This window comes from Alteromonas sp. KUL106 (assembly GCF_009811415.1).
Classification (GTDB): Bacteria; Pseudomonadota; Gammaproteobacteria; order Enterobacterales; family Alteromonadaceae; genus Alteromonas.
The window spans coordinates 1-22,827 of record NZ_BLIG01000051.1 but is presented as its reverse complement, the minus strand read 5'-3'; the positions used below and the strand labels follow the sequence as shown (position 1 = coordinate 22,827).

The 22,827-nt window shown below is 44.6% G+C and carries 20 protein-coding genes; 12 read left to right on the top strand and 8 right to left on the bottom strand.

The window, feature by feature from the left end; translation table 11 throughout:
• The first annotated feature begins 7 nt into the window (after positions 1–7).
• The 3 genes from cheD to GVO63_RS17735 all read left to right on the top strand — a co-directional run bounded on the left by cheD (position 8) and on the right by GVO63_RS17735 (position 2,363).
• The gene (gene cheD, locus GVO63_RS17745; RefSeq protein ID WP_159495113.1) at positions 8–631 is read left to right on the top strand and encodes a chemoreceptor glutamine deamidase CheD; all 624 of its coding nucleotides are present in this window, start codon (positions 8–10) and stop codon (positions 629–631) included.
• On the top strand, positions 628–1,674 hold the full coding sequence (locus GVO63_RS17740) for a chemotaxis response regulator protein-glutamate methylesterase (protein ID WP_159495114.1): 1,047 nt from the start codon (positions 628–630) through the stop codon (positions 1,672–1,674). The genes cheD and GVO63_RS17740 overlap by 4 nt, the downstream gene beginning before the upstream one ends.
• 428 nt (positions 1,675–2,102) lie before the next feature.
• The gene (locus GVO63_RS17735; RefSeq protein WP_159495115.1) at positions 2,103–2,363 is read left to right on the top strand and encodes a hypothetical protein; all 261 of its coding nucleotides are present in this window, start codon (positions 2,103–2,105) and stop codon (positions 2,361–2,363) included.
• Between the two features lie 160 nt (positions 2,364–2,523).
• On the opposite strand, the gene GVO63_RS17730 is transcribed toward GVO63_RS17735, so the two are convergent.
• The 3 genes from GVO63_RS17730 to GVO63_RS17720 form a co-directional block, all read right to left on the bottom strand.
• Entirely contained in the window at positions 2,524–3,195 is a 672-nt protein-coding gene (locus tag GVO63_RS17730) for a haloacid dehalogenase type II (RefSeq protein WP_159581618.1), read from the bottom strand.
• A 215-nt stretch (positions 3,196–3,410) separates the two neighbouring features.
• On the bottom strand, positions 3,411–5,210 hold the full coding sequence (locus tag GVO63_RS17725; protein ID WP_159581616.1) for a diguanylate cyclase: 1,800 nt from the start codon (positions 5,208–5,210) through the stop codon (positions 3,411–3,413).
• Positions 5,211–5,346: 136 nt separating this feature from the next.
• Entirely contained in the window at positions 5,347–6,240 is an 894-nt protein-coding gene (locus tag GVO63_RS17720; RefSeq protein ID WP_159581614.1) for a DMT family transporter, read from the bottom strand.
• 224 nt (positions 6,241–6,464) lie between these two features.
• On the opposite strand from GVO63_RS17720, the gene GVO63_RS17715 reads away from it, so the two are divergent.
• Positions 6,465–6,983 carry an HAD family hydrolase gene (locus tag GVO63_RS17715; protein ID WP_159581612.1) on the top strand — a complete coding sequence of 173 codons (519 nt, stop codon included), beginning with the start codon at positions 6,465–6,467 and terminating at the stop codon, positions 6,981–6,983.
• Here the strand turns inward: GVO63_RS17715 and GVO63_RS19545 are convergent.
• The gene (locus tag GVO63_RS19545; RefSeq protein ID WP_201281930.1) at positions 6,980–7,138 is read right to left on the bottom strand and encodes a hypothetical protein; all 159 of its coding nucleotides are present in this window, start codon (positions 7,136–7,138) and stop codon (positions 6,980–6,982) included. The two genes, GVO63_RS17715 and GVO63_RS19545, sit on opposite strands and share 4 nt — an antisense overlap.
• Positions 7,139–7,207: 69 nt before the next feature.
• Between GVO63_RS19545 and GVO63_RS17710 the strand changes: the two genes are divergently transcribed.
• Positions 7,208–11,092 (top strand): ATP-binding protein, encoded by a 3,885-nt coding sequence (locus GVO63_RS17710; RefSeq protein ID WP_159581610.1) that lies wholly within the window; start codon positions 7,208–7,210, stop codon positions 11,090–11,092.
• A 25-nt stretch (positions 11,093–11,117) separates the two neighbouring features.
• On the opposite strand, the gene GVO63_RS17705 is transcribed toward GVO63_RS17710, so the two are convergent.
• The 3 genes from GVO63_RS17705 to GVO63_RS17695 all read right to left on the bottom strand — a co-directional run bounded on the left by GVO63_RS17705 (position 11,118) and on the right by GVO63_RS17695 (position 13,518).
• Positions 11,118–11,441 carry a DUF3392 family protein gene (locus GVO63_RS17705; RefSeq protein WP_014947959.1) on the bottom strand — a complete coding sequence of 108 codons (324 nt, stop codon included), beginning with the start codon at positions 11,439–11,441 and terminating at the stop codon, positions 11,118–11,120.
• A 64-nt stretch (positions 11,442–11,505) separates the two neighbouring features.
• A complete protein-coding gene (locus tag GVO63_RS17700) occupies positions 11,506–12,459 on the bottom strand; it encodes a sugar phosphate isomerase/epimerase (RefSeq protein WP_159581608.1) in 954 nt (317 codons plus the stop codon).
• Positions 12,460–12,519: 60 nt separating this feature from the next.
• Positions 12,520–13,518 (bottom strand): LacI family DNA-binding transcriptional regulator, encoded by a 999-nt coding sequence (locus GVO63_RS17695; RefSeq protein ID WP_159581606.1) that lies wholly within the window; start codon positions 13,516–13,518, stop codon positions 12,520–12,522.
• A 374-nt stretch (positions 13,519–13,892) separates the two neighbouring features.
• Between GVO63_RS17695 and GVO63_RS17690 the strand changes: the two genes are divergently transcribed.
• From GVO63_RS17690 to GVO63_RS17660, 7 genes are all read left to right on the top strand, one after another.
• A complete protein-coding gene (locus GVO63_RS17690; protein ID WP_159581604.1) occupies positions 13,893–15,047 on the top strand; it encodes a Gfo/Idh/MocA family protein in 1,155 nt (384 codons plus the stop codon).
• 36 nt (positions 15,048–15,083) lie between these two features.
• Positions 15,084–16,151 (top strand): sugar phosphate isomerase/epimerase, encoded by a 1,068-nt coding sequence (locus GVO63_RS17685; protein ID WP_159581602.1) that lies wholly within the window; start codon positions 15,084–15,086, stop codon positions 16,149–16,151.
• A gap of 26 nt (positions 16,152–16,177) precedes the next feature.
• The gene (locus GVO63_RS17680) at positions 16,178–17,395 is read left to right on the top strand and encodes a nucleoside permease (RefSeq protein WP_201281929.1); all 1,218 of its coding nucleotides are present in this window, start codon (positions 16,178–16,180) and stop codon (positions 17,393–17,395) included.
• The gene (locus GVO63_RS17675) at positions 17,388–18,317 is read left to right on the top strand and encodes a hydroxypyruvate isomerase family protein (protein ID WP_159581689.1); all 930 of its coding nucleotides are present in this window, start codon (positions 17,388–17,390) and stop codon (positions 18,315–18,317) included. Before GVO63_RS17680 ends, GVO63_RS17675 begins: the two co-directional genes overlap by 8 nt.
• Positions 18,318–18,361: 44 nt before the next feature.
• The gene (locus tag GVO63_RS17670) at positions 18,362–20,047 is read left to right on the top strand and encodes a GMC oxidoreductase (RefSeq protein WP_159581600.1); all 1,686 of its coding nucleotides are present in this window, start codon (positions 18,362–18,364) and stop codon (positions 20,045–20,047) included.
• On the top strand, positions 20,047–20,664 hold the full coding sequence (locus GVO63_RS17665) for a gluconate 2-dehydrogenase subunit 3 family protein (RefSeq protein WP_159581598.1): 618 nt from the start codon (positions 20,047–20,049) through the stop codon (positions 20,662–20,664). Before GVO63_RS17670 ends, GVO63_RS17665 begins: the two co-directional genes overlap by 1 nt.
• A 65-nt stretch (positions 20,665–20,729) precedes the next feature.
• Complete coding sequence (locus tag GVO63_RS17660) at positions 20,730–21,497, top strand: DUF1080 domain-containing protein (protein WP_159581596.1); 768 nt, start codon at positions 20,730–20,732, stop codon at positions 21,495–21,497.
• Here GVO63_RS17660 and GVO63_RS17655 read toward each other — a convergent pair.
• A complete protein-coding gene (locus GVO63_RS17655) occupies positions 21,494–22,642 on the bottom strand; it encodes an iron-containing alcohol dehydrogenase (RefSeq protein ID WP_159581594.1) in 1,149 nt (382 codons plus the stop codon). The genes GVO63_RS17660 and GVO63_RS17655 overlap by 4 nt on opposite strands.
• Between the last annotated feature and the right edge of the window lie 185 nt (positions 22,643–22,827).

The following is a 22,827-nucleotide window of genomic DNA, read 5'->3' as shown; positions in this document are numbered from 1 at the left end:
AGCTTCCGTGGAGCCATGTAATTTTGAATTACCTATCAGCTACTATGATAAGCGCTTTTCAGTTGACGCCATTAAGCTTTTACCTGGTCAGTACTTTGTCACCTCCCAGGATAAAATGCTGGTGACGGTTCTGGGCTCTTGTGTAGCAGCTTGCATGTTTGACCCAGTTGCAGAGGTTGGCGGGATGAACCACTTTATGCTCCCTAGCGTGAATAAAACAGCTGGAGAGTTTGAAAAAATACAAGGCATGGCAGCCAAATACGGCGTGCACGCAATGGAAGTCCTCATCAATGAATTGATAAAATTGGGGGCTTCTAAGAAGCGATTGAAAGCAAAGGTGTTTGGCGGAGGTAGGGTTGTACCGTCTTTTGTTCAAAGCGATGTGGGCAGGTTCAATGCAGAGTTTGTCACACAATTTTTGAACACTGAAAAGATTCCTATCATCGCGAGCGATTTGTGCGATGTCTATGCGCGTAAAGTATATTTTTTTCCTACCAACGGCAATGTGTTCATGAAACGCATCCACGAGCTTAATAACGCAACGATTATTGAGCGAGAGAGCAAGCATCGATGGGAGCTTAATCATCGAGATGCGAGTGGTGACGTTGATTTATTCGAGGATTTAAAATGACAATTAAAGTATTGGTTGTAGATGACTCTGCGCTGATAAGGCAGATCCTTAGCGAGATCATCAAAAGCGAGGCCGATATGACATTGGTTGGTGCTGCGCCTGACGCCTTCGTAGCTAAAAAGCTAGTGCTTGAAAAAGCGCCTGATGTGATAACCCTTGATATTGAAATGCCAAAGGTTGATGGGCTTCGATTTTTAGAAGTACTTATGAACGCCAAACCCACGCCGGTAGTGATGATTTCAACACTTACCGAAAAAGGGGCTGATGCCACCCTTCGTTCCTTGGAACTTGGTGCAATCGACTTTGTGGCAAAACCTAAGATTGGTGTTGCTCAGGGGATGGCCGATTATCATGAAATGATAGTAGAAAAAATTCGTACAGCAGCCCGCTCTAAAGTTAAAAAACTAAACCCAACCAAAGCGACCGCCGTCAGGAAAGTGAGTTACTCAGGCACTGAGAAGGTTATAGCCATCGGCGCGTCTACTGGGGGCACTGAAGCCATTAAAGAGGTCCTAAGTACGTTTCCTGCGAATGCACCGGCAACCGTAATTACTCAGCACATGCCTGCCGGATACACTTCAACGTTTGCCAAACGGTTAGATTCGGTCTGCCAAATGCAGGTAAAAGAAGCAAAAGGCGGTGAGCGATTATTGCCAGGGCAGGCTTATTTAGCGCCGGGTGATAAACATATGGAAATAGAGCGGAGCGGAGCAGACTATAGAATAAGGTTATCCGATGGACCGCGCGTTTCCGGGCATAAACCCTCTGTTGACGTGCTATTTAACTCGCTTTGCAAAAGCGCGGGAAGCAATGCAATAGGCGTACTATTGACTGGCATGGGAAGTGACGGAGCAACCGGGTTACTTGAGTTGCGCAATGCCGGCAGTGAAACCTTTTGCCAAGATGAAGCGAGTTGCATTGTATTTGGTATGCCAAAAGTCGCGATTGAAAAAGGCGCGGCAAAAAGTGTGGTTAGCTTAGACAAGATGGGGAGTGAAATTATGAGTATGGTAGAGAAGTTAGATGCTGGCAGCCGTCTATGATGCTAGTGGGCCTCGACGCATGAAAGTACAACAAACGTCAGTCTGTGAAGAAAATGTTATAACTTTCCTTGTTTGTGAAAAGCCTAGGTGATTTAATATCGCCGCTAAACGATAAGTGATGCTGCTACAGAATGCTGTTGCTGTAGCCGATACTATGGATAGGCTTATCGTTGAGTACGTAGAATTATATGAATCGATACGTAAGAGAGATGACTAAGTTATCTTTTGTCATAATAAAATTATAAAAGACAAAGTGTGAAGGGTGGTATTGGTGGCAAAGTGAGCGCTTTTTTATTACAGCGTATGTTTTGAAGTACCTAACAAGATTAAAACGCCTGCTATATTTCTTACAGATTCGAGAGCAAAAATATGCTCATTCTTACGGTATGACACTAACCCGAGATTATAACGAGTAGTTGGGGACTCTTATGAAACAGCAAACACTTTTAGCAATATCGGCACTCATGTTTTCTTCTTCGGTATTAGCCAACGGCGGCTTTGAACCGAACAAGAAAGAATGCGTTAACGTCGGCAAGGAAATCACGCGAGTAAGTACAGAGATGGACGTTGCAAAGTCAGGTATTCAAAAATCATGGCTTAAACGACAACTGAGTGCGCTAGAAACTAAACGAACATCGTGCAGCACAAAAGGTTTTAAAGCTAATCATTCAGAGTTAGCAAAGCTTTAATAGAAAAGTTTTTAGTAACGAAAGAGTCTTACCGTGGTAAGGCTTTTTTTGTTTATACGCCAACAAAATTAGCAACGAGTTCGCAAAATTCACTGTGGCTTTATTGATATAAAGGCATCGTTCACACAGCAGACAGCGTAATGCTTCGCCGTTTTCCCCTTTACGCAGTAATAATATTCGTTAGTTCATTCAGCGATTCAATGGTGTGGTTGGGCACTAACCCAAGCGGGTAAGTCATTTTTCCAGGACGCGCAACAAAGGTAGTCTGCATACCAGTCGCTTTAGCACCGCTTACATCCCAACCATGAGCTGCGACCATCATGGCGTCTTTGTTCTTTACGTTAGCCTGTTGGCAGGCCCAGTGATACACCGCTGCATGAGGTTTGTAGGTGCGTACGCTTTCCACGCTTAGCACATGGGAAAAGTATGGTCGAATATTAGCATATTCAAGCTGCGCATCTAATCCAGCTTTAGACGAGTTTGAAAGCGCGACCAAAGTTAACCCCGCACTCTGAAGCACTTTTAATGTAGGAATGACATCGTCGTGCGCGGGCAATCGGGTAATGTGTTGTTTGATTGTATCTTTTGCAGTGGCTTCATTAACGGTAATTCCCTTGCTGTGAGCTACCATTGTCAGAACTGCGGCCCCAATATCAATGAAATCGTGAAACTGCCCAGAGGCTACGTCCACCAAACTGTGGTGTAACAAGTTAGCAAACCATAAGTCTACCAGTGTCTCATCGCCATTTAATACCGCCGCTAAGCCTGTTTTAATGGCCTGCATGTCTAAAAGCGTTTCGTTGATATCGAAGAAAATAACCTTTGGCGTCACAATTCACTTTCCTATGATTGATGGCAGAAAACGTTAGGTGTTGTTTTAACACGCACGTTGCTTATACCACGGTAAAAAAGAATTGGTTTGGCTAAAGCGTGACCCTTTCCCTTAAATACGACGAATGTCGAGGAATTAACGTTGGTAAGGGTTTGCGGAAAGTTTAAAACGCGCAGCGGGGATAAACTGTCTACGCGTTCTTGAATGCTAAAGCACTAGTTGCTGCCGGTGTGGTTGCTCATATCAATTGACCTAGCGATATCATCAAGTATGTCGTTTAGCCCCGTGATCTTCTCGTTGGCAATGAATACGCTCATCTTAGACTCCACCACAATAGAATCCATGGCGACATCACTTTCAAACGTAGTGTCTAGCGCGTTTTGCACTCTATCAAAGAACTGTCGCGCACTTCGTTCTTCAATGTTGTGCAAGCATAAAATAAATTGCTCAGTACCAAATCGCCCTAAAATATCGTTACCGCGAGTAGCGTTTTGAAGATTTTTAGCAATTTGTCTTAATACATCATCGCTCTTGGTCGAACCCATTTTTCGGGTAATATTGCGCAAGTTACTGATGTCGAATATGGCAATGGCGATGGCCCTGCCTTTTTTCGGCGCATCGAGTTTATTAATTCGGGCGATGGCTGAATTTGCATTGAGTAGTTGAGTGACAGGGTCGATGGCTTTGCGGGCCAAGTTTTTTCTACGTAACACATAACCGGTAATGCCGCCGAGCAATAGAAAAATAATAACGGCAATATATAAGGTATTTTTGCGACGTTGCTCTGCTTGTTCAATCGCGGATTCTAGGTCATAAATACGGGTATACAGATTGGCAGCCCCAATAATGAGCGCAGAGTCTTGCGTAAGTTCACGCCGTTTGGTGACCTCTTTCGAGTAAAGTTCAAGGGCGGCTTTAGCGCGCTCCATGTTGTCTAAGGCCATATACATCGCAACATTAAAGCTAAGGTAATCCAGGTTAGACTGGAACACACGAGGGATGGCTGTAGTATCAGTCGACTCAACCTCAGCTAAATATTCTTCGAGGCAATTCAGATCGTTTTCATGTAAGCAAAGCTCAGCTTTATGCCAGCTAACTAGCATTTCTCCAAGCGAGCTTGATATATTCGCAGTCGCCTCTTCTAAATCAGGAAGCGTGTATGCCAAGCTACTGTAGTTTTCTGTCTTCCTGTGATAAATCGACAATGCATATTGATACAGAAAATTACTCAGGGGGGTGTCTATTTCGCTGTTAAGTTTCCCTAGCTCCAAAATGCTTTGATAGGCCCGTTCTGTTTGACCACTGCTGATCAGTGAAACAATAGCGCTAATAATTATGCTTACTTTATTGCTGCCTTTATATACTTGAAGTCCCATTTCATGGGCTTTTAAATATTGCTCTGCAGCCAAAGCATGTTGCTCTAAGCTGCCGTAGAGTAAGCCGATAGCATTGTGAATGTGCGCAAGTTCGCCGGGGCTTCCGTCGTCAGAATAGCGTTTGAGAACGCCAAACATTTTTCCTAGCCTAATGCCTGGCTCGGTTGAATCAGAGCAGTAGTTTATAAGCCCCAATGAAGCGCTAGTGAAAATGTCGCTGTGACGTTCTGGTGACGACAACGCTTGCGCCTGTTGGTAGTACTCGCACCGAGCAGGGTTTTCTCTGGCATCATAAGAAAAGCCAATTTGATAAATCGCAGACGCAAAAGCGTAAGAGCTTTGGTCAATATCGTTCTGCGTTATGGCTTTGAGCAACAGGTTTTCCGCTTCTTCATATTTACCGCGACAAATCAAAAATTGCCCTTTTGCAACGGTTAGCGCAAAGCGTTGTTGCTTCGTAATAGACTCAAAATTTAGCGCATTTTCAAGCTCAGGAAGCAAAGACTGGCTGGGGCAATCGTAAGAAGGAGAGCGTACTTTTTCTATAACAGCGTCAATACTTTCATTTGCTATTGAAGCAAAGGAGGCAAACAAAACGGATGCAAACGAAAATAAGGCTAAACGTGTTTTTTGAACCATGAGAATGAGTTTTTTCTTCTTATTTACAATCTTTATTTAGCGCTGTAGCAGCGTGAGGTCACGATGTTTTCTATCCTAACCTATATCTGGTTTAAGTAAAAATAGACGGTAGCCCCAGCGTAAATTTTTCAGCCTGTTAATGGGCCGAAGAGCCAAAGCTAACCAGTATCGCTACGCCTACCAAGGCAACCACAGACCACGCAATGGTTGCTTTTGTCGCGCGTTCTCCAAGTACCCAAGCAACCCCTAGCGACATTAACGCGCTCGTCGCAATAAGGGTTTGAACCACGGCCGCTTTCGCATAGGCGAATGCAAACATTTGTAAGTAAATAGCAGCAGTAGTGCCAAGTAGCGTGGCTAACACAAACGCGGGCCACACCCGTTTTCCGCTGTCGCTTTGATAGTCGATAACAGGCATATAGCGTGTTTTGGTTAAGGCTATGAAGGGCACAACAAAGATCATACCACCAACTAAGCGCAAGAACGCAGCGCTGGCAGCGTCAATTTCACCGGCACTTAAAATGTCGCGGCTGACTACGGCGCCAACTGCCTGACATAACGCGGCGCCTACACCATACAAGTAACCACTAGTAGCAAACACATGCGTGGTATTGCGTTTACGTACCTTTATCACCATATCCACTGAGAATAATACCACTGCAACGCCAACCCACTGCTGCCAGGTAATCCATTCGCCAATAAACGCCATAGCAAAAAGAGCTGTGAATAAAGGCGCAAGGGTTTCGGCGACCAGAACCGCTTGGCTATCGCCAATACTTTGTAGGGCTTTAAAGAAACAGGTGTCGCCAATGCCAATACCAATAAGCCCGCTAAGCAATAACCACAAAACAGCATGAGTACTAAGCCCCGTTGGCTGAACCACTACTAAAACCACTGCCAAAATGGCAATAGAAATAAGCCCCTTCCAAAAGTTCATGGTAAGCGGTGAAAACGCGTTGCCTGTTCCTCGGAATAGACGTGCCGCAATTGCCCAACAAAGCGCTGTACCTAGCGCAGCGAAAACACCCATAAATTATCCGTTAAAAGTTTGCCCAGTATAGAAAGGGCAAATATGTAGCCTGCCAAAAAGAGCGGCTATGCTAATGCAAGGTGTGAGCGGGGTAAACTTAAATCATTAGGGGGCTTTTAACGCATGCATCAAAGCCTTAAGCAAACGTAACAGAAGGCGAAGGGCATTCGTGGCATTATATTTAGACAAAGGCAATAATAGTGAAGTAAAAGGACTAAAAAAGCGTGAGTATTGAGCAGATGAACTTAACCGGCGTTAAAGGTGTAATATTCGATTTAGACGGCACCTTGGTAGAGTCTAGCCTTAACTTCACACAAATACGTGCTGATGTAGGCTGCCCGCAGCACGAAGATATTCTTTCCTTTGTTGATGCGCTTAGCTGCGCCGAAACCAAAGCCAATGCTCACCGTACTATTTTGCAGCATGAACTCGACGATGCGCAAAACGCCCAATGGCTAAGCATAGGCAAAGCTATGGTAGAAAAGGTACAGGCCCACAATTTACCTATGGCAATCGTTACCCGAAACTGTCGTCAAGCCACTGCAATTAAGCTAGCCAATAACAACATTCCTATTGATTACGTGCTGACCCGCGAAGATGCCCCAGCCAAACCCGACCCAACCGCTTTATTAATGGTGGCAAATACGTGGCAGCTTCAACCTGAAGACTGCCTGTATGTAGGCGACTTTATTTATGATCAGCAAGCCGCCGAGAATGCAGGGATGAAGTGGTTTTTGGTTTAGATGTCGACTTTATGACCCGAAGGAAGGGTTGGCAGTTCTGGTAATATTGTCATTAAGTCTTCTTCTAGTACGCAGTGATCTCTAATCCCTGCATATACTTTAGTATAGTCTTCCTCTGCTAGCTCTTGAATGTTTATATTTTGTTCGATATTCATAGTTAATTCCCTTTCAATTAGTTGATATCGCTTAAAAAGCATTAAAAAAATAACAAGGCTAAAAGACATATGGATTTGCATTTTGGGACAAAAGTTGGGCTCGTTCAAAAAATTGCCATTGTTGGCGCGATATTAATATTTTGTTGTCTCACCATTACAAAAAGTGCCAGCGCTTTTGGCATTGCATTAAATGGAGAAACTAAGTTTGCTGGTATCCCCGCAGGAATAATTAGAGATATTGAAGTTGTTGGCGATGCTGTCTTTATCGCTTCAGAAAATGGTGTGTTTAGATACTTAGGCGGTCGTTCAGAGAAGTTGGAATATAATACCAAGTTTGATGAACGGGGGACGGTTTCGGACCTATATTTTGATCAAAGCGGGAGCCTTTGGATAGTTGAGTTTGGGGTAGGTGTATTTAAGTATAGGATAGACACCGGTGTTACAGAAAAATTTCGACCCGATGACAAATGGGCTCGATATGCATGGAAAATCGGAGTCTTAGACCGGTATGTAGTCGTCTCTCTAATTACAGGAATTATTGTGGTCGACAAAGAGTCTGGTGCGCTGCAGGACTGGGCATCAAATGTTGGAGTAGGCTACGTAAATAATGTGCTTTCTTTAGCTGTTTCGGTTGATGGTTTGGTCTATCTCGGATCTAAAGATGGTCTAGTCATAATTGATTCCGAAAGAGAAGTTAGTAAAGTAATAGCACTTGATAGCTTATTTACTAACCTTACGTCCGTAGATGCCGTTTCAGTGCGTGGCAAAACCCTCTACCTTGGAGGAAAAGAGGGGATTTATCATTGGGATACCTTGACCAACAAAAAGTCCTTCTTTCCATTTAGAAGCCCTGATTATCCTGTTGGGCCAGTTTCAGATATCTTTGTCACAAATTCTTCAAAAGTATTTGTCGCAGCAGGTGGACTATTTGAAGTAAATGGTGAGCAAATCAACAAACCTGATTTTATGATGCCGCTCGTCTCTTCTGATGGTATTAGAAGCATTGTTAAACTAGCAGAGTTACCGTCAGGTGAATTATTGATGGCCTCTTCTCAACTAGGTTTGCTCTCGATTACTAGATCTCACGAAGCTATAAATCTTCTCCATGAAAATGAACAGGTACTCAGGCAAAATATAAAATCGTTTGGTTATAGCGATGAATTTGGATATGGAGTCAGTACAAAAAACAGAGATTACCTTATTGACTTGAAAACAGGGGAGTTGACGCTGTTTGGTTTTTGGGAAGGAAACCGTTGTATAGATGAAACTCTATTTAAATATAATCAATATTCTTCAAGTAATAGTCAAAACTACGATTATTGCAGCTCTAGTTTTTCCCACTCCATTCACCAATCGGATTCACTCCTTTATTTATATCATGATGAGGGCGGTGAAGCTTTCTTCAATGTACTAGATGGTGGTGTAGTTGTTGATAAAATTCCGGCACCCCGAAAAATGCTCAATTCATTTTTAACAACTTCGGGCGAAATCGCTGGATTTGATAGTGATAGTAACTTTCACATTCAAATGTCGAAGTTTAACTGGAAGTCTATTTCGCCCGATGATGGGAACTGGGTTGGGTTAACCTGTTTGGTTGAATTGAAGGAGGTTTTTTTAGTTTGCACTTCAGGGCAAGGCCTCAAGACGATAAACAAGCGTTCTGGTGAAATAAATAGTTCCGATTTATTAGCTGGAACTGATGCTAGGTTTCTCAGAGGAGCACTTCAAAGCAAGAACGGTAATTTATGGCTTCTAACCAATATGGGACTGTTCGTTGTAACTTCAAATAATGACCTGATTTCTTTTACTGAAAGCGATGGATTATTTGATACGGATTTCGAGTATCAAGGCATTTATCAAGTAGGTGAGCGATTAATTATTCAGGGCGATAAGTACTCGTATCTTATTGATGGAAAAAAAGCGATTTCCGCAATGAATGCAAAGAAGAACTCTAAGAGTAAGGTGGTGGTTACCAGAGCAGAGTGGAAAGATAGTGATATGCAAGTTCATAGAATGTCTCCGCAGTCGCAAGCATTCCCAGACTCCATGAGCTTGGAAAGTGATTTTGATGAGTTTTCTCTAGATTTCAGGACCAGCAGTTTTTCGGGTCATGATACTGAAAAGTTAGAGTTTAGAATTTTAGGTATGGAGGAAGACTGGAATTTACATCCTTTGTCACAAGCCTTTCTTACCATGACAGATTTGGAATATGGTCATTATGAGTTTCAAGCGAGGGTAGTTGGTAATGAAAATCCAATAACCTCATTAAATTTCGAAGTAAAACCACCTTATTACCTCCAAATGTATGCGTTTTGGTGCTATTTCTTTTTTGTTTTATGTCTTTTAGTTGCATACAAGCTTAAATATTTTGCTGCGCTTTGGAGTCATTTCAAAACTACCGCTTTATACACCCACCTGACGCGGTATGAAATTACCGATGGTCATTCTAAATTTGAGAAAATGCTGCGTAGTAAAGAACGTTTTATTAACGAAATTACTCACGAGCTTCGAACGCCCCTCCAAGTTATAAACGGTTCGTTAGAGAAACTTTCTGATACCGCTACCGGTACGAGTAAAGAATTAATCTGTGTTCAGGACAATATGAAAAGGGTTGGGTATTTAATCAATCAAATGAGCCAAGATGTTCCCACTGCTATAAGCGCCTCGGATTACTACAAGTTATATTCGTTAGAAAATATCCGTTTTATCGTTCTATCGCTTGAGCCTTTAGCTAAGCAAAAGAGGCAGAATTTAGAGGTTCGAGTTAAGGGCAAAAAAGAGGTATCGCTCATTAGTGATAGTCTAGAAAAAATTCTCGTCAACTTGATACAAAATGCCATCAAATTTACGCCTGAGCTTGGAACGATCAAAGTCTCTGCCATCCAAGATAGTAAAGAATTAAGAATTACCGTCACTGACGACGGGGATGGCATCGAAGATCATCTTCAGCAAAAGGTGTTTGAAAAATTTGTAAAAGGAAATACTGATAAAGACGGCAGCGGCATGGGACTGGCTATGACTAAATCCTTGGTAGAGTTGAATCAGGGGGAGATTTCTCTTGAGAGTCAGAAAGGCATCGGTACCAAAGTAATAGTAAAGCTGCCTGTAGACGATATAGCGTTTGTAAACTCACACGCAGAAGACTTGGCTCCAGCGAACGTTAAAGTAAATAAAAAGTCGCTTTTGATCGTCGACGATAGTAGAGCCTTTCGTACTTATCTTTTCGATCTCTTCTCTAAAGATTACCGGTGTTTGGTCGCTAGAAATGGAGTTCAGGCTTTAGAAGTAATGCAGCACTACTTGGTTGATTTAGTGATCACTGATCAAATGATGCATGAATTGGATGGGTTAGGCTTAACCAAGGCCATTCGCGATAACAAAAGCTACGCAAATATCCCCGTTTTAATGCTTGCTGCAAACACAGACGCGAGTCTTGAAAAGTCAGCACTGGCAGAAAAAGTAGATTATTTCTTGGCTAAACCTGCTTCTAACGAAGAGATCGTGCTGCGGGTGGAACATTTACTGGCGATTAGGGAAGCCAATGAAAAAGAAGAAGAGGAGCATAACCAACCTGTATTTAAATTTGGTTGCTTGAACATTCCAGAGTTTGACAATGAAAAAGATATGGCGTTTTACCTCAATTTTATAGCGGTACTTGAAAAGAATTATCACGATGAGTCTTTCAATAGAGAGCAGGCCGCCGCTGAATTGCTCATAAGCGCACGAAGTTTAAATCGAAGAATGTCTGAACTTTTTGAATATAATTTTAGTGAATTTCTATCGCGCTTTAGGATCGAAAAGTCTATACCACTACTGTTAGAAGGGAATAGTATCCTAGATACATGCTTGGATGTAGGTTTTGGTACAGCCGCTTATTTTTCCACTTCTTTTAAAAAGGTTATGCATTTGCCTCCTAAAAAGTACGTTGAGCAATACAATGAAACGGCGGCGTAATCTTACAGGCTAGGGAAAAGCAGTATCAAATATACCTACGTCTTTCCGCCAAAAAACCAATCAATAGAAATGATGCCACATAGCCTGCGCCTTGGTACTGCCAGGGTAGGTAGGCTAGGGTGTGTTTCAAAAAGGGGGCGCCGTATAAGGTTAGTGCGCCATAGCCGAAGGCGCACAGCACTACAAACAAGCTAACGCGAATGGTGAAATGGTAAGGTGCCAGTATGCGTTTTACATGGCCGTTAATCAGGTCGCCGTACACCACTAAAATGGTGGCCATAAGCATAATGCTCATTTCGGTGTAATAGGGGCTTAATGCGCGAGAAAGGGCACTGAAAAGTTCACTCATAAAATTACTACTATTATGATGTTGTTACTGTGTGCCCATTATAACCACGGCAAGGTCAAAAGCGTTAGCTAACGCCTTTATTAAGTGCACTTACTGCTTTAAAACCTTGCTCAATGGTGGCAATGCGGTCGGTGGTTTGATCCCGCTCTACAAATTTGTGTTCAATACCGGCTAACTTGCCGTGCGCGAATATCTCTTTAAAGTTAATCGTGCCTGTGCCCACATCAGCAAAGCTGCCGTCTTCGGCCATATCTTTTACATGCCAAAGCTTAAAACGGCCAGGGTACTGCTTAAAGTAATCAATGGGGTTTTTGCCCGCTTTAACCGTCCAATACAAATCAAGTTCCATGGCAACAAGGTCAGGGTCGGTCTGGGTTATAAGCACATCTAAGGGTGTGGTGCCGTCGCGTACCTCAAACTCGAAATCGTGGTTGTGGTAGGCAAGGGTAATACCGGCTTTCTTACAGGCTTCACCAATGGTGTTTAGTTTATCGGCAAGGGCTTGGTAAGGCGCAATGCCCGTGCCACGCTGGGCCTCGCTTAGCCAGGGCACCACCAGGTACTTGTGACCAACGGTTTGTGCGTCATCTAAAATTTGTGACAGGTTAGTATCGAACGCGTCTAACTGAATATGTGCCGAAGGTGCAGTAAGGCCATTTTCATCAAGAAGTTGCTTAATCTCTTTCGCACTGTGGTCAAAATAGCCAGCAAATTCCATTTCAGAATAACCAACATCAGCAACCAATTTCAGCGTAGCCGGCACACTTACCTTCATAATATCTCTAAGGGTATAAAGCTGCAGACCAACAGCACTCTTATGCATGCTCTTCATCATAGCTCCTTTATCGCCACCATGCCCCTGAGCCAAACTAGTATCTGCCAAAACAGCAGGAGCACTCATAGCCGCCAATAAACCAGACGCATATTTCATGAACTGTCGTCTTGAAACGTCCGAATCAAGTTTACTGGTCGCATTTCGTATCGCGTCGTTATTTAAGTTGTTCTTGCTTAAATTCACTGCTTGCTCCTTGTCTGTCGTAGTGCATAGTTGATGGCGTATTGCTCTTATCAGTTATCCCTAAGCTTTGCCCGTACTCTCTCGCACAATAAGTTCAAACGGCATAATCACTTTTGGGGCCTTGCGAACTTTTCCGTTAAGTAAGTCCACCAGTAGCGTAACCGCCGTTCTTCCAAACTCTTCTGCCGGTTGGGCAATGGTTGTTAACGGCGGGTCGACAAATGCCGAGAATGCAATGTCGTCGAAGCCTGCCACCGAAATATCGTTCGGTACGTGTAGGTTAGCTTGCTTAAAAGCCTGCATGGCACCGATAGCGGTTTCATCGTTCTCACAGAACACGGCGCTGGGTCTCTTTTGAAGACGACTGATGGTTTCACCAGCGTTGTACCCAGCCTGTAAAGTAAAGTCGCCTGGGAATAACATGCCTTCATCAAAGGTAATATTGGCCTGTTCTAGGGCATCTTTGTATCCCGCCAAGCGTTCTTGGGTCAGCGGGCTAGAATTAGGCCCTTTGATCATGGCAATGCGCGTGTGCCCTAAAGAAATAAGATGCTCGGTCATGGCTTTGGCCGCAGCGCGGTTGTCTAGGGAAACAACGGGGTATTGGCCATCATCAATTACCTCACAGGCATTAACCATGGGAAGTAGGCCGTTATCGTTAATCATCGAGGTATCAAAAGGGTTAAACGCACGCAGCTGAATAAGTCCATCAGCTTGTGAAGTACTTACCATCTTGGCGTAATGGCTTTCAATTTCACTGTTACCAAGGGTATTGGCGAGTAAAATGGAATAGCCTAATTCAGCCGCTGCTTCCTGCATGCCGCTTATAACACGAGCAAAGAATACGTTCGCGACGGTGGGAACCAGCACCACCAAATTATGCGTTTTGCCCGAGCGAAACTTAACCGCCATTAAGTTAGGTTTGTATCCAACAGCCTGAACCGCAGCCATCACCTTGTTGCGCGTTTTAGGAGAAACACGCTCAGGTTGTTGCAATGTTCTTGACACGGTAGCGACCGATACACCGGCACTGTCTGCTACATCTCTAATATTTGCCATTTACGTCATTATTGTTTGTGAGTTCGCACGCGCATTGTAAACCCAACTCGCCAACTGCGTGTTGTATACGTAGGTAGGAAATTCAACTTTTGCGCGAAAAAAGCATGTAACCGTTTTCATTTAAGATGAGAGAATACCCATTTTCATTAAAACTTCAAAGGTTATTTGAAGGGTTTGTGTAAATTCTCATAGGTATAAAAATAAGATTTGGTTGAAATTCATTCGCTTTTCCTCTTTCAAACTCCTCTTTTCGCCTCAAATGTAAACCTAAGATTAATGAAATGATATTTTTTGTGTTGACCATTAAAATGTAACGGGTTACATTTTGTTGCATCAGTAACACCAAGAGTGCGTTTACACACAGGGGATTTTCAATGCAACCAATTCGAATGGGTATGATCGGGGGCGGAGAAGGCGCGTTTATCGGTGCGGTGCATCGTCATGCTGCAGGGTTAGATGGGCACTATCAGTTGGTGTGTGGCGCTTTTAGCCGCAATGAAGACAATAATACACGTACTGCTTCGACGTTGAATGTACCCGCATCGCGCACGTACCACAGTTGGCAGGCAATGGTAGAAGAAGAAGCTAAGTTGCCTGAGCAGCAGCGCATGCAGGTTGTCGTTATCGTAACGCCTAATCATCTTCACGTCCCTATTTCACTTGCCGCAATTAAGGCAGGCTTTCACGTGTTCTGTGAAAAACCAGCAGGCGTTAGCTTTGCAGAAGTAAAAGAGCTTCAGGATGCTATTCACGCTGGTGAATCGTTATATGGCTTGGCCCATACCTACCTTGGATACCCTATGGTATGGCAAGCACGTCATCTTGTTGAAAGCGGTAAGCTGGGCAACATTCGAAAAGTATATGTGGAGTATCCGCAGGGCTGGTTGTCTGGCGAAGAAGAAACGCACAATAAGCAAGCACAGTGGCGTACCGACCCTGCCATTTCCGGGGCAACAGGGGCGATGGGCGACATCGGCACTCATGCCTTTGGGTTGGTTGAGTTTGTACTGAACGACAGTATTACTTCGCTATGTGGCGAGTTGAATACGCACGTCGAAGGGCGTCGTTTAGATGATGATGGCGCCGCGCTTATTAAAACTCAGAAGGGCGCGTCGGGCGTGCTCATTGCTTCACAGGTATGCGCCGGTGAAGAAAACGCATTGAAGATCCGCGTCTACGGTGACAAAGGTGGCTTGGAATGGCGTCAAATGGAGCCAAACTCCGTCATCTATCGCCCTATTGATGCGCCTTATCAAGTGTTCAGAGCAGGCCAGGGGCAAGTGGGCTTATGCGACGAGGCATCTGCACGTTGTCGTGTTCCAGCTGGTCACCCTGAAGGCTACTTAGAAGCAATGGCAAACTTGTATACCGATTTTGCTAAGGCGGTACGGGCGAATCAAAAAGGCAAAGCTGAAGGTGTTCCGGGAATAAATTCAGGCATACGCGGAATGGTATTTATAGATGCCATGCTTGCCAGTACTGACAGCGACACCAAATGGGAGTCGGTTAGTCAGGAAGGAACGCAGTAATGCAATTACAACATACAATGAAAAAGGTGAGCGCTTATGGCTACTAACCAACAACCAATAAAAGGGCCTGCTATCTTCCTTGCCCAGTTTATGGGAAAAGATGCGCCATTCGATACGCTCGAGAATATGGCGAAGTGGGCAGCGTCGCTTGGTTACAAGGGCATACAGGTACCAACCGATCCTAGTCTGTTTGACTTAGAAAAAGCGGCTGAGAGCCAAGAGTATTGCGACAACATCGCTAAAATGTGTAAAGACGCTGGCGTAGAAATTACTGAGCTTTCTACGCACTTACAAGGTCAGCTAGTGGCGGTTCACCCCGCCTACGACGAGTTATTCGATAACTTTGCGCCGGCGCACTTGCACGGCAAGCCACAAGAGCGAACCGAGTGGGCAATTAATCAGCTGAAATGTGCGGCTATTGCCAGCAAGCGTTTGGGATTGAAAGCTCACGCCACCTTTTCTGGTGCATTAATGTGGCACTTGGTTTACCCGTGGCCTCAGCGTCCGGCTGGCTTGGTTGAGCAAGGCTTTGCTGAATTGGCTAAGCGTTGGAAACCCATTCTCGATGCATTCGACAATGCGGGTGTTGACGTATGCTACGAAATTCACCCAGGGGAAGACTTGCACGATGGCGCTTCGTTCGAACAGTTTTTAGAAGCAGTAGATAACCACCCACGCGCAAACATTCTTTTCGATCCAAGTCACTTTGTTTTACAGCAGCTTGACTACCTTGACTTCATCGACCGCTACCACAGCCGGATCAAAATGTTTCACGTCAAAGACGCCGAGTTTAATCCGAACGGCAGAAACGGTGTGTACGGCGGCTATCAAAACTGGCAAGACCGCGCGGGACGTTTCCGTTCCCTTGGCGATGGTCAAGTCGATTTCAAAGGTATTTTCAGCAAGCTTACCCAGTACGGCTTCACCGGCTGGGCAGTACTAGAGTGGGAATGCTGCTTGAAAGACAGTGGGCAAGGCGCTGCTGAAGGCGCGCCTTTCATTGCTTCACATATTATAGAGCCAAGCAAATACGCGTTCGACGATTTTGCTGGTGGTGAAGTGAGTGAAGCGAAGAATAATCGTATTTTAGGGCTTGAGCGTTAAGCGCCATCAACAGGATAACAATAACTATGATAACCCTACGCCTTAGTTTGATGATGTTTCTTCAGTTCTTCATTTGGGGAGGCTGGTTTGTAACATTAGGCACGTATTTATCGAATACCCTGTCTGCCAATGGCGGGCAAATCGGCATGGCCTTCTCAACCCAGAGTTGGGGGGCCATTATTGCTCCCTTCATCGTGGGCCTTATTGCCGACAGATTCTTTAATGCAGAAAAGATCCTTGGTGTTTTGCATATTGTTGGTGCCGTGCTTATGTACTTAATGTACCAAGCGAGCGATTTTGCCAGCTTCTACCCTTATGTGTTGGCGTACATGATTGCATACATGCCTACACTAGCTTTGGTCAACTCAGTGTCATTCGGGCAAATGGTCGACCCATCAAAAGAGTTCGGAAAAGTTCGTGTGTGGGGCACTATCGGCTGGATTGTGGCAGGCCTTATGATTAGCTATGTCTTCTCATGGGATTCTGCCCAATCTATTGCCGATGGTATGCTCAAAAACACATTCTTATTGTGCAGTGTTGCCTCGCTAATGTTGGGCATGTTCAGTTTTACATTGCCAAACACGCCGCCTCAATCTAGCGGTAAAGCAGTAACCATTTCGGATATTCTCGGTGTAGATGCGTTGGCACTGTTAAAAGACAAAAATTTCTTTGTGTTCTTTATATCCTCAGTACTTATTTGTATTCCACTGGCGTTTTACTACCAGAATGCAAACCCTTTCCTAACCGAAATAGGTGTTGAAAATGCCACGGGCAAGATGACATTGGGTCAAGTATCCGAAGTATTGTTTATGTTGGCCCTGCCAGTATTTTTGAACCGTTTCGGCATCAAAGCCACGTTGGTGATTGGTATGGGCGCATGGGTTGTTCGTTATGCACTGTTTGCATTCGGTAACGCTGACGAAGGCTTGTTCATGCTTATTATTGGTATTGCACTGCACGGTATTTGTTACGACTTCTTCTTTGTGTCAGGACAAATTTATACCAATGCAAAAGCAGGAGAAAACATAAAAAGTGCAGCGCAAGGGCTAATTACGCTGGCTACTTATGGTGTGGGTATGCTGGTGGGTTTCGCTGTAGCTGGCGCAATTACTGACACCTACACGTTAGAGTCAGGTACACATAGTTGGCAACAGATTTGGTTATTCCCAGCAGCATTCGCCGCCCTTGTATTAGTGCTATTTGCTGTTCTGTTCAAAAAGGAGAGGGTAGATGTCGATGCATAGCATTACGCGCAGGAAATTACTTCAGAGCATGGCAATGACAGGCGCTGGAATAGTCGGCTCGGGTTTGGCAGGTTCTGGTTTAGTCGCTGCCACGCCAGCCTTAACGAGCACTCACAGTACAAAAGGTAGCCATGTGAAGAAAACATCGCTTAAAGGCAATGTGAATCATTCTGTAAGCCGATGGACGTATGGCGATTTAAGCATCGAGGAGCTGTGCCAAACCGTCACACAATTAGGTTTTGGTGCCATTGACTTGGTAGGCCCAGAAGATTGGCCAGTACTAAAGCAATACGGCATCGACTCTTCTATGTGTAACGGCGCTGAAATTAGCCTTAAAGATGGTTTTATTCACGCTGAACTGCACGATGAACTAGAAGCGCGCTATTTAAAGCACATCGACTTGGTCGCTGATGCAGGGTACACAAATCTAATCTGCTTTAGCGGAAATGCCAGAGGCATGTCACGAGAAGATGGGCTTGAAAATGCGGTGAAAGGATTAAAGCGCATTTTACCCTATGCTGAAAAACGCAATGTAGTGATTTTCATGGAGCTGTTCAATAGCAAAGTCGACCACCCTGATTACATGGCCGACAATTCTGCGTGGGGAATAGAGCTGTGCAAACGCCTTGACTCTAAACACTTCTCATTGCTCTACGATATCTACCATATGCAGATTAACGAGGGAGATATCATTCGTACAATCCAAGATAACCATCAATACTTTGGGCACTACCATACGGCTGGCGTGCCAGGGCGTCATGAAATAGATGCTTCACAAGAACTCAACTACAAAGCCATTGCTAAGGCCATAGTGCAGACCGGATTTAAGGGCTATTTAGCACAAGAATTTATACCCACACCGAAAACCAAAGCAAACAGAATAGCGTCGCTACAGCAAGCGATTGAAATCTGTGATGTGTAACGTGCAAGCAAGCACCGCGACGAATAAAGTTTTAAGGACGTGTTATGGCGAGTAACGAATACGATGCAATTGTGATTGGATCTGGTATCAGTGGTGGTTGGGCGGCTAAAGAGCTGACAGAGAAGGGCTTAAAAGTACTTATGCTGGAGCGTGGCCAAAATATAGAACACATCAAAGACTATAAAAACGCACATAAAGAAGACTGGGATTATCCTCACCGTGATTTGCCTACTCAGGCAATGAAAGCGGATTATCCAGTGCTTAAACGCGATTACCCGCTGAATGAAAAAACGTACGGTATGTGGGCAAATGAAAAAGAAAATCCTTATACCGAAGACAAGCGGTTTGACTGGTATAGAGGCTACCACGTAGGTGGACGCTCACTCCTGTGGGGACGTCAAAGCTACCGTTTTAATAAAGAAGATTTCGAAGCCAATGCTAAAGAAGGTATCGCGGTCGATTGGCCCATTCGCTATGAAGATTTGGCGCCATGGTACGACTATGTAGAAAAATTCGCGGGTATCAGTGGTAATCGCGATGGCTTGGATGTATTGCCAGATGGTGTCTTCCAGCCGCCAATGCCTATGAACATTGTAGAGGAAAGTGTTGCGGCGCGGGTAAGAAAGGCCTATGAAGGGGCGCGCCACATTATCAATGGCCGCACGTCTAACATGACGCAGAGCAAACCCGAAGAAGGGCGTGTTCATTGCCAATACCGTAACAAGTGCTGGCTGGGTTGTCCTTTCGGTGGCTATTTCAGTACGCAAGCGTCTACGCTTCCTGCTGCGGTTAAAACAGGTAACTTAACCCTTCGACCTTTCTCGATTGTAAAAGAAATCTTGTTCGACAAAGACAAGAAACGCGCGACTGGCGTTGAAATTATCGATGCAGAAACCAACGAGACCTATGTATTTAAAAGCAAGATCATCTTTGTAAATGCGTCAGCACTTAACTCGGCGTGGGTACTGATGAACTCTGCCACAGACGTATGGGACGGTGGCTTAGGAAGCAGCAGCGGCGAGTTGGGTCACAACGTTATGGATCATCACTTTAGAGTAGGTGCTTCAGCTGAAGTTGAAGGTTTTGACGACAAATATACCTACGGTCGCAGACCGAGTGGCTTCTATGTGCCAAGGTTTAGAAACTGGGGACGTGATAAACGAGACTACTTGCGTGGATTTGGTTATCAAGGCGGCGCAAGCCGTTCAGGTTGGCGCAAAGACATAGCTGAGCTTGGTATAGGTGCCGGACTTAAAGACGCGATAACCGAGCCTGGCCCTTGGACAATAGGCATGACAGCGTTCGGTGAAATTCTTCCGTATCACGAGAACAAAGTGTACTTGAACAAAAAAGTCACAGACAAATGGGGCTTGCCGGTACTCGCGATGGACGTAGAGATTAAAGAAAACGAGCTCAAGATGCGTAAGGACATGCAGCAAGACGCCATTGAGATGTTTGAGGCGGCAGGCCTTAAAAATGTTCAAGGCTGGGATGCAGACTACGCGCCCGGCATGGGCATTCATGAAATGGGCACCGCGCGAATGGGGAGAGATCCTAAAACTTCCGTGCTAAATGCGCACAACCAAGTTTGGGATGCACCCAATGTATTTGTGACCGATGGTGCGGCAATGACATCGGCCAGCTGTGTTAACCCTTCACTGACTTATATGGCGTTAACGGCTAGAGCTGCAGACTTTGCCGTAGAAGAGTTAAAGCGAGGAAATCTATAATGGAGCGTAGAGAACTACTTAAACTCATTGCAACCGCCACGGGCACGGCATTGTTTGCTGGAAATGTGTTTGCCTATAACGACATTCCTGCGGTGCCACTCAGCAATACCTTGTTCAATGAAAAAGATGTGGCATTACTTAACGAAATGGGTGAGGTGATTATTCCGCAAACCGACACACCTGGAGCAAAAGCGGCCAACGTAGGCGCAACGATGGCTGTTTTAGTAAGCGATTGTTACACACCTTTGCTTCAAAAGACCTTTCTTGATGGCATAAAAAAAATATCTTCTTTGAGTCAGACTCGCTTCAATAAGCAGTTTGTCCAGCTTAACAAACAAGAGCGAGAGGCACTATTTAACGATCTAGATGTAGAAGCTAAGGCGGCGAACTTGGCTAACGGTGTTTATCAAGGCGTTGAAACCGGTAAGCCAAGTCAGTGGGAGCCAGGTACTGATGAGCCAACTCCTCACTACTTTACGTTACTCAAACAGCTAACGCTTTATTGCTTTTTCACGTCTCAAGTTGGCGCGACTAAAGTACTTCGATATGTCGCAATTCCGGGGCGTTACGACGGTGCATTCCCTTATAAGAAGGGCGACAAAGCGTGGGCAACCTAAGTTAGCGCATCGTAGTTGCCAAACACAACGCAGTGATATAACGGATAACACAAGGTACTGACACAATGAATAAAACACGCGTCGCTTCAACAGTGGCTTTGCTTATGCCACTTTCTGCATGCGCAACGACAGATGCAGATACTGAGAAAAGCGAATCGCGGTTAACCCGCGAACAACAGGCCGCTAAAACAGAAGTTTGGGAACCTGTTCCTGAAGTGGTTTCTTTTGATAAGGCAGGCCTTCCCTCTGATGCCATCTCTTTAATTGGTGATGACCTATCTAACTGGACTTCAGTTAAGGAAGGTGATGCTAAGTGGACGCTAGAAAATGGTGTATTAACGGTGAAGCCGGGAACGGGCGATATCAAAACAAAAGCGGAGTTTTGTGACGTTCAGTTGCACGTAGAGTGGAAAGTGCCGCAGCCAGAAGTGGGTATGCAAGGACAACAGCGTAATAACAGCGGTATATTCCTACAGCAGCGATATGAAATTCAAGTCTTGGACTCATATCACAATAAGACCTATCCCAATGGTCAAGCGGCAAGTGTTTATAAGCAAACCATTCCCTTGGTTAATGCTATGAAAGCGCCTGGCGAATGGCAAACTTACGACATTATATACAAAGCCCCCACCTTTAACGGTGAAGCGCTAGTAACGAAAGGCTATGTCACCGTAATACATAACGGCGTAGTCGTTCAGAACCACACTGAAATCCAAGGGACAACAGAATGGATTGGAGCACCTAAGTATAAAGCCCACGGATGCGCGCCACTTCAATTACAAGACCACGGCAATTTAGTAAGCTTTAGAAATATGTGGGTAAGACCGCTTTAAAAGGCAAGTCGATAGATATCTTCAATCTCTTCAATGCTCAATTGCTTGGGATTATTGCGAAGAAGGCGAGTTACTTTACTCGCTTCTTCTGCTAATTCACCCACACATGAAGGCGAAATATTAAAGTGAGTAAGTGAAGCGGGTATGCCTACATCTCGACAGAGTTTTTCTATGGCACTTAACAACAGCTTAATTGCCTCTTCTTTTGAGTGATGACGCTCACAGACTTTTAGAAGTTTAGCCACACTATAAAGTTTGTCTTGGCAAAACGGCGCATTTACTTTCAACACATGCGGTAGCATGACTGCGTTACTCATGCCATGTGACAAATGAAATCGACCACCTAAAGGATAAGCCAGTGCATGTACTGCCCCTACGCCTGCGTTTCCAAACGCAAGACCTGCCATTAAGCTGCCGGTGGCCATATCTTCACGTGCTGACAAGTTCTCACCATTGTTATAAGCGTGAAGTAATGAAGCAAAGATAAGCTTAAGTGCCTTCTCTGCTAGGGCATCGGTTATCGGGCTGGCATTAACACTTATATATGCTTCAAGCGCGTGAACAAATGCATCTATACCGCTCGCTGCTGTAATAGACTGTGGGCATGTTTTTGTCATCTCCGGTGCAACAATAGCAACATCGGGTAATAAGCAGTGACTTACTATGCCTTTTTTCATTTGCGCTACAGGATCAGATAATATGGCAATATTGGTGACCTCAGAACCTGTACCTGCGGTAGTTGGAATAACAATTAGGGGCAGACGTCGTTTCGAAAGCGTATTTTCACCGAAGAGTTCACTGAGGGGGCCAGTATGATCGTATGTAGCTGCAAGTACTTTCGCACTATCAATAGCACTACCTCCACCAAGGGCAATAATTCCGTCTACCTGCTCCTCGCGAAGCTCCGCTAATTTTTCCTCTATGATATTTACTTCAGGCTCTGGTGGAATGTCATCAATAACGAGTAATGGTGATGAGGGCAATAGTGTGAGTATTTGATCAAGAAGACCTGATGAAGAAACGCCCTTGTCAGTAACAATGGCACATTCCTTTATAGATAATCTCGACATTTCATCGGGGAGGGCTTTTATAGCGCCAAGGCCCGTAATGAGTTTTCCCGCGGTTTTAAATTCTGAAACCTTCATGCAAACCCCTCGTTATTCCATGTACACGTTCAAATATTACCCTATTAATTTATAGTACAATGTGGGACTTACCAATTAACTAACCTTATAGTTCATGAAAAGCACCGTGAATTAGTGGTTTTTCTGAACGTATTGCACATTGTTTGCGCAAACGATCGAAAAATAAGGTTTTTTTTAAAATACTT

Coding starts and splice junctions, on each gene's coding strand:
- GVO63_RS17740 (WP_159495114.1), top strand. CDS start 628: ATGACAATTAAAGTATTGGTTGTAGATGACTCTGCGCTGATAAGGCAG.
- GVO63_RS17735 (WP_159495115.1), top strand. CDS start 2,103: ATGAAACAGCAAACACTTTTAGCAATATCGGCACTCATGTTTTCTTCT.
- GVO63_RS17725 (WP_159581616.1), bottom strand. CDS start 5,210: ATGGTTCAAAAAACACGTTTAGCCTTATTTTCGTTTGCATCCGTTTTG.
- GVO63_RS17720 (WP_159581614.1), bottom strand. CDS start 6,240: ATGGGTGTTTTCGCTGCGCTAGGTACAGCGCTTTGTTGGGCAATTGCG.
- GVO63_RS19545 (WP_201281930.1), bottom strand. CDS start 7,138: ATGAATATCGAACAAAATATAAACATTCAAGAGCTAGCAGAGGAAGAC.
- GVO63_RS17710 (WP_159581610.1), top strand. CDS start 7,208: ATGGATTTGCATTTTGGGACAAAAGTTGGGCTCGTTCAAAAAATTGCC.
- GVO63_RS17705 (WP_014947959.1), bottom strand. CDS start 11,441: ATGAGTGAACTTTTCAGTGCCCTTTCTCGCGCATTAAGCCCCTATTAC.
- GVO63_RS17695 (WP_159581606.1), bottom strand. CDS start 13,518: ATGGCAAATATTAGAGATGTAGCAGACAGTGCCGGTGTATCGGTCGCT.
- GVO63_RS17690 (WP_159581604.1), top strand. CDS start 13,893: ATGCAACCAATTCGAATGGGTATGATCGGGGGCGGAGAAGGCGCGTTT.
- GVO63_RS17685 (WP_159581602.1), top strand. CDS start 15,084: ATGGCTACTAACCAACAACCAATAAAAGGGCCTGCTATCTTCCTTGCC.
- GVO63_RS17680 (WP_201281929.1), top strand. CDS start 16,178: ATGATAACCCTACGCCTTAGTTTGATGATGTTTCTTCAGTTCTTCATT.
- GVO63_RS17675 (WP_159581689.1), top strand. CDS start 17,388: ATGCATAGCATTACGCGCAGGAAATTACTTCAGAGCATGGCAATGACA.
- GVO63_RS17670 (WP_159581600.1), top strand. CDS start 18,362: ATGGCGAGTAACGAATACGATGCAATTGTGATTGGATCTGGTATCAGT.
- GVO63_RS17665 (WP_159581598.1), top strand. CDS start 20,047: ATGGAGCGTAGAGAACTACTTAAACTCATTGCAACCGCCACGGGCACG.
- GVO63_RS17660 (WP_159581596.1), top strand. CDS start 20,730: ATGAATAAAACACGCGTCGCTTCAACAGTGGCTTTGCTTATGCCACTT.
- GVO63_RS17655 (WP_159581594.1), bottom strand. CDS start 22,642: ATGAAGGTTTCAGAATTTAAAACCGCGGGAAAACTCATTACGGGCCTT.